The organism is Bacteroides difficilis (assembly GCF_048319815.1).
GTDB classification, from domain to species: Bacteria; Bacteroidota; Bacteroidia; order Bacteroidales; family Bacteroidaceae; genus Bacteroides; species Bacteroides zhangwenhongii.
Genome location: NZ_CP182814.1, coordinates 583,511 through 597,551 on the forward strand (window position 1 = coordinate 583,511; position 14,041 = coordinate 597,551).

The 14,041-nt window shown below is 37.5% G+C and carries 10 protein-coding genes; all 10 read left to right on the forward strand.

Annotated elements, in window-relative coordinates; genetic code table 11:
* Positions 1-21: 21 nt before the first annotated feature.
* A complete protein-coding gene (locus ACNOGP_RS02230; RefSeq protein ID WP_418213978.1) occupies positions 22-1,188 on the forward strand; it encodes a XylR family transcriptional regulator in 1,167 nt (388 codons plus the stop codon).
* A 138-nt stretch (positions 1,189-1,326) separates the two neighbouring features.
* Positions 1,327-2,547 (forward strand): prolyl oligopeptidase family serine peptidase, encoded by a 1,221-nt coding sequence (locus ACNOGP_RS02235; RefSeq protein WP_418213979.1) that lies wholly within the window; start codon positions 1,327-1,329, stop codon positions 2,545-2,547.
* A 35-nt stretch (positions 2,548-2,582) separates the two neighbouring features.
* Positions 2,583-4,229 carry a hypothetical protein gene (locus ACNOGP_RS02240; RefSeq protein WP_195533472.1) on the forward strand — a complete coding sequence of 549 codons (1,647 nt, stop codon included), beginning with the start codon at positions 2,583-2,585 and terminating at the stop codon, positions 4,227-4,229.
* Positions 4,230-4,353: 124 nt separating this feature from the next.
* A complete protein-coding gene (locus tag ACNOGP_RS02245) occupies positions 4,354-7,431 on the forward strand; it encodes a SusC/RagA family TonB-linked outer membrane protein (RefSeq protein WP_255508026.1) in 3,078 nt (1,025 codons plus the stop codon).
* A 13-nt stretch (positions 7,432-7,444) separates the two neighbouring features.
* Positions 7,445-8,458 (forward strand): RagB/SusD family nutrient uptake outer membrane protein, encoded by a 1,014-nt coding sequence (locus ACNOGP_RS02250; RefSeq protein ID WP_418213980.1) that lies wholly within the window; start codon positions 7,445-7,447, stop codon positions 8,456-8,458.
* A gap of 72 nt (positions 8,459-8,530) precedes the next feature.
* Positions 8,531-8,935, forward strand: a complete 405-nt coding sequence (locus ACNOGP_RS02255) for a hypothetical protein (protein ID WP_121765587.1) — start codon at positions 8,531-8,533, stop codon at positions 8,933-8,935.
* Positions 8,923-9,273 carry an IS66 family insertion sequence element accessory protein TnpB gene (tnpB, locus tag ACNOGP_RS02260; RefSeq protein WP_004296723.1) on the forward strand — a complete coding sequence of 117 codons (351 nt, stop codon included), beginning with the start codon at positions 8,923-8,925 and terminating at the stop codon, positions 9,271-9,273. Before ACNOGP_RS02255 ends, tnpB begins: the two co-directional genes overlap by 13 nt.
* Positions 9,274-9,359: 86 nt before the next feature.
* Complete coding sequence (tnpC, locus tag ACNOGP_RS02265; protein WP_121765588.1) at positions 9,360-10,925, forward strand: IS66 family transposase; 1,566 nt, start codon at positions 9,360-9,362, stop codon at positions 10,923-10,925.
* A 91-nt stretch (positions 10,926-11,016) separates the two neighbouring features.
* Positions 11,017-11,478, forward strand: a complete 462-nt coding sequence (locus ACNOGP_RS02270) for a RagB/SusD family nutrient uptake outer membrane protein (protein ID WP_418214725.1) — start codon at positions 11,017-11,019, stop codon at positions 11,476-11,478.
* 26 nt (positions 11,479-11,504) lie between these two features.
* Positions 11,505-14,018 carry a hypothetical protein gene (locus ACNOGP_RS02275; protein WP_270492024.1) on the forward strand — a complete coding sequence of 838 codons (2,514 nt, stop codon included), beginning with the start codon at positions 11,505-11,507 and terminating at the stop codon, positions 14,016-14,018.
* Positions 14,019-14,041 lie beyond the last annotated feature (23 nt).

The following is a 14,041-nucleotide window of genomic DNA, read 5'->3' on the forward strand; positions in this document are numbered from 1 at the left end:
TTTAAAGAAAAACATAAAAATATGATCAAAATACTTCTGCTAATAGACTATTCCAGCGAATTTGACAGGAAACTGCTACGGGGACTTGTACAATATTCCAAAGAGAACGGCCCCTGGCTATTTTATCGCCTCCCTTCTTATTACAGTGCCATGTATGGAGAACAAGGTATTTTGAAATGGGCCAAAGAATGGAAAGCGGATGCTATCATCGGGCAATGGAATAATGACACGATTGACTTGCAGAAAGAATTGAATATACCTGTTGTGTTGCAAAACTACCATCACCGAAGCGTTACTTACTCCAATCTGACAGGCGATTATAAAGGTACGGGCAGGATGGCTGCTCAATTCTTTGCCAAACGGATGTTTCGGAATTTCGCCTATTTCGGTATCAAAGGAGTGGTCTGGTCCGATGAACGCTGTCAAGGCTACCGCCAAGAAGTGAAACGTATCGGAGGCGACTTTTTCAGTTTTGAATCTGATAAACAGGAAGATGAAATAAGGATGGAAGTCAGCCAATGGCTACAGGAACTCCCCAAACCTGTTGCCTTATTTTGCTGTGATGATGCACATGCCCTGTTCATTTCCGAAACTTGCCGAATGACAAACATACCGATTCCAGAAGAAATCGCTTTATTAGGCGTGGATAACGATGAACTGATGTGTAATATCTCCGACCCTCCCATTTCGTCCATAGAACTCGAAGTAGAAAGAGGAGGTTATTCTATCGGCAGACTTATTCATCAACAAATAAAAAAAGAGCATGAGGGCACTTTCAATATTGTCATCAACCCTATCCGTATCGAATTGAGACAATCTACAGAGAAACACAATATCAAAGACCCTTATATCCTGGAAGTGGTGAAGTATATAGATAGTCATTATAATTCCGACCTGACTATAGAAAACCTTCTTGCAAACATTCCCCTATCCCGCAGAAACTTCGAAGTAAAATTCAAGAATGCACTGAATACTTCCATCTATCAATATATACTGAATTGCCGGTGTAATCATCTGGCGGATTTATTACTCACAACCGACCGTCCATTAGCCGATTTAGCCATAGAAGCAGGTTTTAAGGATTATAATAATATCTCACGCGTCTTTAAGAAATACAAAGGATGCTCACCTCTTGAATATCGCCAAAAGAAGAGTAATCTACCATCGATTTCGTTTTTTGAAGATTGATTTTCGTTTTTACTATAAGAATTATTATAGAAACAACCTAACTTTGTCTTAAAGGTTAATGACAAGGAATATATTAGTTTATAATATCAATATAATTATATTATAACAAGGCTGTAAAATCATCTATATAATCTAAAAATGTCAAATATCATTCAAAAACAGAGTAAATGGGAAATACTGTCAACGATTAGATTTAGATTTCCCAAACAGATTCTTATATTTTATATAATTATCTGTATAGGATTCTGCTTGACCAACTGTACAAAACATAAGCAGTCTGATTCCGCACAATATAGCACAGACTCATGGAATAAAATTAAAGATTATTTCAATCCACCAACTATATACAAAGATATTTACGGGAACTACTGTCCTCTCTTTCTATTAAACAATGGAGACACAGTAAGAAATGCAACTGATTGGAGTAAAAAACGAAAAGAAATAAAAGAGACATGGATGAATATAATGGGGGAATGGCCTCCCATAATCAAAGATCAAAACCTCGAAATATTAGATACACTAAAAAGAGAAAACTTCCATCAATACCGTATTCGTTTTTATTGGACTCCTAATGAACAAACAGAAGGTTATTTATTAGTCCCTGATAAAAAAGGGAGAAAGCCTGCTATTATTTCAGTTTTTTATGAGCCCGAAACAGCCATTGGAATCGGTGGAAAACCTAATCGCGACTTTGCCTATCAACTTACTAAAAAAGGATTTATCACTCTGTCTTTAGGCACAACTCAAACAACAAAAGAAAAAACATACTCTATATACTATCCAACAATTAATAATGCCTCTTTACAGCCCCTATCAGCATTAGCCTATGCAGCTGCCAATGCATGGGAAGTACTAGCCAAAGTTCCTGATGTAGACTCTACCAAAATTGGCATTGTGGGACATTCCTATGGAGGAAAATGGGCAATGTTTGCATCTTGCCTCTATGACAAATTTGCATGTGCAGCTTGGAGTGACCCAGGTATTGTTTTTGATGAGACAAAAGGGGGCTACATCAACTATTGGGAACCTTGGTATCTTGGTTATTACCCTCCACCTTGGAAAAACACATGGAATAAAAATGGGTATACTACACCAAAAGGAATTTATTCGCAGCTACGTAAAAAAGGACATGATTTACATGAACTTCATGCACTTATGGCTCCCCGTCCTTTTCTCGTTTCCGGAGGTTTTTCTGATGGACCTGAAAGATGGATACCTTTAAACCATACAATACTTATCAATCGAATTCTAGGCTATGAAAACAGAGTAGCGATGACCAATAGAACGAAACACGATCCTAACCCCGAATCCAACGAGGTTCTTTACAACTTCTTCGAGTGGTATCTATTCTCCCATTAATTTAACAAGAATATTACATAACAATAAAGTAGCTTATGAAAAACTCAAAAATTAATTGCAAAAACATTTTCAATCGATTCATCTTGCTCTCTCTCACTTTATGCTATGTTTCTACAGCATATTGCAGCAATAAAGAACGAGGAACAAAACAATTTTTCATTTATGATGCCATATCATACATCGGCAAACCAGACTTAAGTCAAGATGGACTTCAGCCTGTTTATTTAATGTACGAAGTAACCTTGACAAAAAAGGAATCCGACCATTCTTCAAAAGTTATACTTGATTTCAACAAAATTGAGAGGCAAGCTAGACTTGCATCCCTATTTCCGGAAACAATGATTTCAACAGATATAGAACAATGGTATTACGAGCCCTCACTTACAGATCAAGAAATAGAACAAAGATTTGACACATTATTCAGTTACTTTAGACAAAAAATTTCATCCAAAATAACAATCGGAAACTATGGAGCCGCTCCTACAGCCTTATGCGTACACCGGTACTACCATCCCAAAATGTCAGAGGACAGTATATTAATGACTTGGCGAAAAAGCAATAAAAAGCGTTGGGCGGCACTCAAATATGCCGATGTAGCTCAACCTTCTCTTTATATTGCCGAGCCTGATATCAAATCCTGGATAAAAGACCTACAAATAACAGTAAAAGAAATAAAAAAGCACTACCCTAACAAGAAAATCATAGCGTATATTTGGCCCCAATACTATGATAAAAAAGATAGTCCATATTATAAACAGTTCATTTCTCCACACATTTGGAAACAAATGTTAGAGGCCGCTTATACATATTGCGATGGAAGTATCATATGGTCGAGCAGAACAGATGAGAATAACCAATCTGTATTTTGGAATGATCTTCGAGTTCAACAAATTTGGGAAGTAACAAAACAATTTATCCATTCTCATAAAGAACAAATTGTTTTTCCTGTAAAAGAAAACTTGTCCATATCAACCTCTGCTTCACAAAAGTTCAACATATATCTAAACACAAGCTATCCCCAATTAGCCCAATATGGAGTTCAGACCATACAAATGATTAATGAAGGAGATTTGGGAAACTGCGCCAACGAAACTTTTGTTTTCGATGTAGCCAAAGCGAAACAACTTGCCACAAATATCCCTGACTCCTCTAATACGCCTATATGCATTACACCTGGCAATAAACGGAGTGATATATCAAATTATGAAGAAATTTACAGGATATTTAAAAAAGGCAATGATAATCAGATATGGCAAATACCATCCCTTAGTCTGGGAGAACTAAGGCTTCATAATTCAAATATGCATGTCAACATGGGAAGTTGGACAATAAACACAATGACTTCTTCACAAGAATTGAAAAAATCCACAGATGCCATTATCATCAATGCTCCTATCATTGACAATGATACAATTGCTTGGAAAAAAGAATTATACATTACTGTAAAAGAAGCACAATTCAAATCCAAAGGCAAACCTATATACGTCTATTTGCCAACCGCATCGCCTAATAACAACTATAAAATAAAAGCTATAGAATGGAGAACCGCATTAGAAACTGCCCGCCAATGGTGTAATGGTATAATAATCCACGACATAAATAGTAATTTACCTAACACTAATCCTACAATATGGCAGGAGACCTTAAAATTCATAAGAAAAATGAAGAACACAGTAGATTAAACTTACGTTTTTTGAGGATTAGTCTGCGTAAAATCAAATCGGCACCTTCACATATCAAGCTATATTTGCATTATTAGGATATCCAATCAATAAACTGCAATGCCAAATTTAAATTTAATACAAAATGAAAATGAAACTATTGAAAAGTAAAATTCTGCAAGATGCATTACGAATAAAATTTTTACCGATATGCATCTTTATGTTCTTTTTCCTTTTTACTCCCTTCATTTATTCTCAGAGTAGAAAGCAAATAACAGGAAGCGTACAGGATGTTCTAGGAAATCCTCTTATTGGAGTTAGTATCTTGGAAACCGGAACATCAAATGGGACTATTACAGATATGAATGGTGCCTACTCTCTCAATGTAAGTTCCGCAAATGCGACACTGAAATTTTCATATATTGGCTATGAGGAACAACAGATTAAGATACAAGGCCGAAACGTCATCAACGTGAAGATGAATGAAGAAACCAGTAATTTGGATGAAGTTGTAGTAGTTGGTTATGGAGTACAACGAAAATCCGACTTAACTGGAGCCATATCTTCCATTAATGCAGCTGAAACCCTAAAAAAAATGCCTGCGGCTCAAATAGCGGATTTACTTCAGGGACGTATTGCTGGGCTTAGTATTGTAAACTCATCTGGAGCAGCAGGTGCTACCCCTACGCTACGTGTCCGCGGTGTAAACTCCATAAAAGCAGACGGTGGTCCGTTAGTTGTTATCGATGGGTTTCCTGGTGGTAATCTTAGTGCTATAAATCCCGCAGATATAAAATCTATTGAAGTACTAAAAGATGCCTCATCAACAGCAATATATGGTTCAAGAGGAGCCAACGGTGTCATCTTAATTACAACAAAATCTCCTAAAGAAGGGAAATTATCAGTAGACTACAATGGTTATGTTGTTGCCGGAACACCAGCCAATAAACCTTCTATCATGCCTGTAAATGAGTTTGCGCATATGGCCAATGATTGGAATCAGGCGTATTATGGCAAAGATCTATATACAGAAAGACAAATTATAAACTTTACCAATGGATATGACACCTATGATTACATAGGAAATATCATCAACGATTACGCCATCAGCCATTCTCATGATATCAGTATCAAGGGAGGGAATGATAAACTGAGTTTCTTATTTTCCACTCAATATATTCATAATAAAGGAATAGCCGGACATTCTACAAATGACAGATGGAACTACCGTTTAAAAGTGGATGCCAATATCACTAAAAAGCTCAAATTTGGAGCTAATTTTTACGGAATGGTTAATAGTGCCGCAGGGAATAATTTCTCGGGACAATATAGTTTACTCACTCTAGCACAACAATTTCCACAAACTGTACTTCCATATGATAAAGAAGGAAACCTTACACAAGGAACTATTGACAATACTGGTATTTATAATCCAATTGGTTTCATTGATGAACAAAAAAGAAACAACAATGAGGATATGACTTTTAATAACTGGTTACAGGCATATATCAGTTATGAAATTATTCCCGGATTAACTTTCAGAAATGAACAACAAGTAAATATGGGAAACCGCTTTTATGGCACTACAAGCAGCAAACAGAGTATGAATGGATTCTTGAAAGGGAAGTCATTAGCTACATATTATGATGCCAATTCATGGGGGTGGCGCATGACAAATACACTTAACTATACAAAAGAACTTAACAAGAATAATCGTATCAACGCTACTATTGGTGTAGAAGAAAGCATATCACGGTCATATACCATGAAACAGACCGCAGAAGGATTAACATCCGAAAGCATCGGTTGGAAAAATATGATGTTGGCAGAAAATAGTAAGCTGGAAAACAATGAAGTGACCAAAACAACAGCCATATCATATTTCGGACGAATCAATTATGTCTTAATGAGTCGTTATATGGCCACAGTTACATTCAGAAGAGACGGTTCTTCCTTATTGTCTTATGACCATAGATGGGATAACTTTCCTTCTTTCAGTCTGGCTTGGAATCTAAAAGAAGAATCATTCCTTAAAAATGTTAACTTTTTAGACCAATTAAAACTTAGGTATGGATATGGAGTTTCTGGAAATCAAGCAGTAGCAGCCTACTCTGCATATACACAATATGATGCAACAATAGGAAATGGTCAGATAGCTTATACGCTTGTTCCGGGTAATCCTATCTTAAAATGGGAAAAAACGCATCAACATAACTACGGGATTGATGCAGCTTTTCTAAATGGCAGAATTTCATTTACATTCGATTATTACGACAAGAAAACAAAAGATGCCATTAATACTGTAGTCCTCCCGGCAGATACAGGTTTATCATCCGGACTAAGAAATGCTGCTGAAATCAGTAACAAAGGGTTTGAAATTACTTTAGGGATCACTCCATTTACAACAAAAGATTTCTATTGGAAAGCAGACATTTCATTAGCTCATAATAAAGCTAAAATTGAAAAATTAGGAGATATAGATTCGGATTTCATGGAAATAGGTACAGGATGGGGAAATTCATTCTATCGTTACTTTGCAGGAGAACCAATCGGGGCAATTTACGGTCTTCAATCTACGGGAGTATGGAGTACCGAAGAGTATAATAACCCTAATATCAAAAAGCCAACTTCTCCTACAGTAAGACCCGGATCATACAAATATGTTGATCAAGATGATAGTGGAACCATAGATGCAGATGATTATGTCATTATTGGTAACGGACAACCCAAATTCAACTGGGGAATGAATAATTCATTTACTTATAAGAATTTTGATTTAAACATTTTCTTAATAGGTTTTCACGGATTTGATATCTACAATTACCCAAGAGCCAGACTTACAAGTTCATTATCTCCATTCCCCGAATTAGCAGAGCGTTGGATTGCAGGCAAAAATGAGAATGCAATTATTGCCGGATTCGGCAAGGACCGTGATGCTATAACAAGCCCTGAAACAGTAGCTTCCTCCACATTTGTAGAAAAAGGGGACTTTGTGAAATTAAAAAGTATCACATTAGGTTATAATTTCTCCAAAGGTTTATTATCTAAAATCAATTTAAGTGCGGCAAGAGTGTATTTTTCAATAAAGAATGTTTGTACGATCACTAAATATTCAGGAAACGATCCAGAATTGTCAATCAGTAACCCTCTACGTCCCGGACTCGATATGGGAACTTACCCTAGTCAAAGAGAATATCTACTTGGCTTAAATGTTTCATTCTAAATACAAGAATACAATGAAAAAATATATATTCATACTTCTGACAAGTTTTTCCTTAGCTTCTTGCGTAGACTTATTGCAAGAGCCGCAAAGCAAATTAACGCCTGCCACCATCGAGTTGACAGAACAAACTCTTGAAAGCATGACTAATGGGCTTTACAAAGATTTATGGGGAGAAAATTTCGGCTTTAACTGCCGGTTAGCATCACTAGCATTAGCCGGTGACGATATGACTTCCGGTGCTCTGGATAAGGTAAGAAATGTTTTGGACGACCAATTAAAAGTTCCAATAGATAATGCAGATGTATTAAATTTATGGAAATATTTTTATCAAACAATATATTCTGCAAATAACATAATATATCTAATTAATGAGAACGAAAATTTGGATACCCAAATTAGTAACAAATACTTGGGAGAAGCCTATTTCTTCAGAGCTTTATCCTATTTTTATATCGTAAGATATTGGGGAGATGCTCCTGCTATTACAGATCCCAACTCGAGTACAGATATAGATGGGAATAGTAATATGCCGCGCAAACCGGTGAAAGACATCTATGAGAGAATTATTCTTCCGGATTTAAACAATGCAATCGACCTGCTGCCATTACAAAGCCGTGACAACAATAATCAAGCTCCTACTTCTTGGGCTGCCAAGACTTTGCTTAGTGATGTATACATAACTATGGCAGGATGGCCATTAAAAGAAGAAAATTATTATGCAGAAGCTGCTAAAACGGCAAAAGATATCATAGAAAACGGGCCTTACGATCTAGTAGGTGAATATAAAGACCTTTGGATGAACGCAAAAAAAACAGATAAAACCGAACATATTTTCGCACTACAACATTCACTATCATATTTACCAAGCCAATATGGCATATCCTATCTTGGAAAAGAAGAAAATGGCTGGTATGACTATGTAGGTGATCCGGTATTCTTCAAAAACTTTCCCAATGATAAAAGAAAAGAATTCTGTTATGTAACATCAACCGTAGATACCAAAGGAAATCAGATTGAGTGGGAGTAAGCGTCTCCGCGATTCTATCTTGTCGGCCTTTTTTCATTCTTATATTTTTGCTATGTATAAAAATGAAGCATTATGGATTTAGCAGAAAATCGATTTGGAAAAACTTGGAAACATTTCCTTGAAGTATTGAAAGTAGACTACAATTGTTCTTTAGCCGATGTTTGCCGCGATCAGCATACCACTTTTGGTGGTATGAGTTCCTGGATGTCCAGACGGGGCTATAGCGTTAAACAAGCCAAGGCAGATGTGGTCCGTGATTATTATGGCGGCGTTGAACCGTCCCCACTGAGCACTACCTCTCCTGCGTTCACTCAAATAGCACCCGCCATGTTGTCGGAAGAAGAGTTTAGTCTTGCCGGGATCACAATCACCTTTAACAGTGGAACCACCATTTCGGTCAAACGGGCCACACCCGGTGGTGTGATTAAAATGTTGCGCGATTACGAAAGAAAGGAGGGAGATCCATGTATTCTCTAACATCAGCCAATCGATACTATCTGTACCAGGGCTTTGTTCGTATGAACCTTGGCATTGACGGTTTATTCAAAATTATACGATCGGAAATGAAGGACTTGTCTCCCGTTTCCGGAGATATCTTTTTATTCTTTGGTAAAAACCGACAAAGTGTAAAAATACTGCGTTGGGATGGCGATGGCTTTCTTCTGTACTACAAGCGCCTCGAAGGTGGAAGTTTTGAGTTACCGACATTTAACCCCAATACAGGCAATTACGAGATTTCTTATCAGGTTTTGTCTTTTATCTTAAATGGAGTGTCATTAAAGTCTGTACGGTTGAGAAAGCGTTTTAGGATCTAATTCAACATTTTGATTATTAGTTATTTGCGCTAAAGATATCATCCGGTTTATTTGGCCAATTCGTTGATTTTTTATATCTTTATGCCATGAAAAAGGATGAGATCATAGAGTTATTGAAGGAACAAATCAAGGGATTACGAGATGACAACAACAGACTCTTGGACCAAATAGATGCTTTGATAAAGGAGGTTTCTTCCCTTAAAGAGGCACTCCTTCAAAAAGGCGAATCTCTTAGCAAGCAACAGCGCCTTACTAAGGGACTCGCCAAACTTGTATCCAACACATCCGAACAGCAACAGGCTCCCCAATCTGCCATATCCGAAGAAGAGCGGCAGAAGATAGAAGCGGAAAAAGCAGATAAGCGTAAAGCAAGAAAGAACAATGGGGCCAAACGTGACATGCATTATGAGATGGAGGAAGAAGAACATGTCGTTTATCCCGATGATCCCGATTTTGACATCAATAAGGCCCGGTTGTTTACCACTGTTCCCAGAATATGCGTCCGCTATGAATGTGTACCCATGCGCTTCATCAAGCATGTCTACAAGATACACACCTATACGCAAGAAGGTCGCCTGTTTGAGGGAAAAACACCGGCTTCGGCCTTCTTGAATTCCAGCTATGACGGTTCATTTATTGCCGGATTGATGGAATTACGTTATATACAATCGCTACCTGTTGAAAGAATCATCAACTACTTCGAGAGTCATGGCTTTACGCTGAAGAAACCTACGGCTCATAAGTTGATAGAAAAAGCCTCAAGCCTCTTCGAAAATCTTTATAAGTGCATCCGGCAGACAGCTTTGAGTGATCCTTATAAGGCAGCCGATGAAACCTATTACAAAATACTCGTCCCGGAAAAGAACAGCAAGGGAAAAGGAGTCAGGAAGGGATATCTTTGGGTGGTTGTCGGCATAAACACCAGGATGATATACTTGCTCTATGATGACGGCTCCCGGTCTGAAAGAGTTATTCTTAACGAATTAGGCAGTTGCAAAGGTATCATACAAAGCGATGGTTACTCACCTTACCGGAAGCTCGAAAGCGATGCTTATCCCAATATCACACGCATCCCGTGCTTGCAACATATAAAACGTAAATTTATAGATTGCGGTGAGAAGGACCCGGATGCAAAAAGGATCGTGGAGCTGATAAACGCACTTTATCAAAACGAGCATAAGCATAAAGTTGGGGTTGAGGGATGGACGGTAGAACAGAATCTTATGCATCGAAAAAAGTATGCGCCGGACATACTCGGAGAAATAAAAGATGTGCTTGATGAAATAGAAGAACGGGGGGATTTGTTACCTAAGAGCGAACTGCAGGAAGCCATTACCTATCTTCGCAATGAGTGGAATGCAGTGGTGGACATCTTTAATTATGGTGACACTTATCTGGACAACAATATGGTTGAACGGATGAACCGGTACATATCCTTATCAAGAAAAAACTCATTGTTCTTCGGCAGCCATAAGGGGGCCGAACGAGGCGCCATACTCTATACGATAGCACTCACTTGTAGGATGCATAAAGTGAATCTATTTGAGTATCTCACGGATGTGATAAACAGAACAGCCGAATGGCAACCGAACACACCAATTGAAAAATACAGGGAACTGCTTCCTGACAGATGGGAAAAGGCTAATGACTAAAAAGGGATCATTAGCCTTTTTATTTTAATACACTATATAGAATCGCGGAGACGCTTACGAGTGGGAAGACTTTGATATAGGTGCACCTTTCATCCGAAAATACAGGAACTATGGAGGTTGTGGAACATACGGAATTGAAGGGAACACTGCTACACGTAGCTCGCTTTCAGAGGGTCTCACTCCAATTTACAGATTTGCAGACGTATTACTAATTTATGCCGAAGCTAGCAATAAAGCAGAGGGTTCCCCAAACACTCTTGCATATAAATGTTTAAACAGAGTCAGAGACAGAGCATTCGGAGATCAAAGTCATCAATATGCAGGTTTAACACCAGAAAAGTTTGCAGATGCAGTATTCGATGAATTTGGTTGGGAAAATGTATTTGAATTCAAAAGATGGTTCCAACTGGTAAGAACAGAAAAAGTAGACGAAGCTGTAGGTAAAAATACAGCAATCGGAGCGAGATTAAATGCCAATAAAGAGAATTATCTCTTCCCGATACCTGTAAGGCAGTGCGAACTTAGAGGTTGGAAAAATAACCCTGGCTATTAAGTAATTAATCATAAAATCAAAATAATATGAAAACATCAGAAATTAGACGGTTTACCATGTTACTATTTACTATTATGCTGTTCATCACAGCATGTAGTGATGATAATATTCGTCCTCCTTATTTAGAGGAGGAAGTTGAACCTACTCCGGAAACAAAAGAATTTGTTGTTTACGATGCGATGAGCTATAAAAATAAACCGGATCTTACATCGGATATGATTTCTAACATACGCTTAATTTACGAAGCTTTCTTGCTAACTAATGAAGAGATTGATATGGATAAAGTCGCAACTCAAATTAGTATAACAAAGACTTCCAACTATCAGGCTGTCAGCACCGACATCGAAGCCTGGTATTCGAATAAGACTGATGAAGAAATTAAAACCGGATTGAAAACCGTATTTGACGCTTTTAAAAAAGAGATTCCCAGTTGCACTGTCGGAAATTACGGTATACCTGTGAGTGATTTAAATGTTTTCAGATATAACAGAACTGAATCAGAAGAAGAAATTATTAAATTATGGAAGAAAAATAGTGAAAGAAGACTCTCAGCCGGTGAAGTTTCAGATGTCCTTTATCCCTCATTATATATCATGACTCCGGATATAGATCAATGGCTGAAAGATTTGAAAACAACAGTAGAATATATAAAAGAGAGATTTCCTGATAAAAAGATCATCGGATATATTTGGCCACAATATTACAATCTCAAAAACAACCCCGACTATATGAAATTTATTCCTGCTGAAAAATGGGATAAGATACTGGAAGGATGTTATACATATCTGGACGGAGCAGTGATCTGGTCGAATGGGAAAGGTGAAGATGGTGAAACTGACGTTGCATGGAACGACACAAAAGTCCAAGCAATGTATAGTGCTACAAAAACATTTATTGAACGACACAAAGCTAACATAAAATTAGACAAGCCGGAAGGTGGTGGCGATGATGGTGGTTCAGAGCCTACAGAATTTCATGTATATGGTTCACTAAATTTCCAGAATACTCCTTCAAATCTATTAAGTTATGGTATACAACCCATATCAGTAATCAGTGAAGCCAGTGTTTCTGAAGTAGAAAAACAAGGCAGTGTATATCCTCCTGTTATCGATAAGATCAAGAATCTGGCAACCGATGCCACACATCCAGTTTGTATATCTATCAGTACATGGCATGCGGATCGTTCTACAGACAATAGCGCAATGATGTCACGTTTCCAAACTGTATATGACACATTCAAAGATAATAATCCAAAAGTTACAATCGGGTATCGTGGCGTTGGTCCTACAAGTCTCACCTCTCTCAGGGTCACCAATTATACACAATCTGATTTTCAAAGAAATGATTCATGGCAGAGATACGCAGTAGAACCTATGAGAGGAATCAGAGAATATGCAGATGTATTATATCCTGAAGTTACAATCATCAATGACGATTTAGAAACCTGGAAACAAGATTGTTCTGCAGTTCTGGAAGAAGCTAAATGGAACAATCCAAACAAGAAAATATTCGCCTGTATCATGACTAATTATTTTAATAAAACAGGAACTATTCCAGAAGGCTATGAAGCCTTTGCCGATGCATACAAACCGATCAAGGAAGCCACTTGGTTGAATGCTCTTGAATATTTGTACCGGAGATGTGATGGTATTGTTATTATTGGTAATTGTCAAAAAAATGATCCGATTGAATATAGTGAAAACTTAGGCATCATGAAAGCTACAAAAACTTTCTACGAAAATCATAAAAATGTCATCGACAAAACATTACCTGAAGAAGAAAAACCTGCGACTGACAACCTTATTACAAATGGCGGATTTGAGGATAAGATAGAGCCATCTTCCATAGACCCCGTCGTACATACAAACAAGCTTGTCCGCCCTCTAAGGCTTAGCGGTTTCTTTGATACTACAGCACAAAAAACATTTCCTACAGCAGATGGTTCCGTTACTGTTCCTGATAACGTCTGGTTCCATAGATGCAACAATAATTCATGGTTCTGGTTTACCTATATTGATGATATATCTACTGCCTATGCAGGCGGCGGGACACCAATCTCACATTCTGGAAACAAATCTGTAGTTATTTATACTGCTGCTAATGCCGATGCAGCTAAATACAGTAGTCATGCCAATAATTTAGAACACCTCCAAGGAGTCGCACAACGTTTATCTCTAGATAACAGCAAAAAATACAAACTACAATTTTTCTGTTATCGTCCAGATCTCGTTTGGGGCACAACGAATGTTGCTGCAAATATAAACCATGCAGAAAAAATTGTCGTAGGAATTGTGTCCTCGACAGGAGCAAATGTAAATACAGACTATACATATGAAAAAGTTATCACGTTAGAGAAAACAGAAGGTTGGAAAGAGTATAATATTACTTTCGATCTTCCCGATATCATCCAAAAAAATCCAGGTAAGAGTTTTGAAAAATGTGCTATATTTTTCAACATAGTACCAGAGATAGACAGTGCACAAAAAACACTGAAAACATTAGTTAATTTAGATGACATCACTTTAACGGAAACGAAATAACAAAATGCTCTTTAATTACAGTT